The 270-nt window shown below is 45.2% G+C and carries 1 pseudogene; it reads right to left on the minus strand.

Annotation, left to right across the window (positions count from 1 at the left end):
- Nucleotides 1-270: pseudogene (locus BTV98_RS13220) on the minus strand (hypothetical protein); the annotation flags it as partial.

Below are 270 nucleotides of genomic sequence, written 5' to 3' on the forward strand. Positions count from 1 at the left end.
TCCACCAAATCTTGCAAAACTTTTGCAAAGCTACGTCCATTACTGGAGATACGTCGACCAGTATTGTAATTCAAATACAAAACTGTCGTGTTTGGCAGCTTGCTACTCAGCGTTTCAGCCAGATTGCCCTCGTCAGCTACTTGCCAGCTTAAGTGACTCATACAAAGCCCGTGACATAAAACAATCACCCGCCCTGACAGTGCATCGCTTTGCACGCGATTGTATTTATCATATAGCACCATCGATACGGCCAATGGATTATGATGGGTG

It is taken from the genome of Psychrobacter sp. Cmf 22.2, assembly GCF_001921745.1.
GTDB lineage: Bacteria > Pseudomonadota > Gammaproteobacteria > Pseudomonadales > Moraxellaceae > Psychrobacter.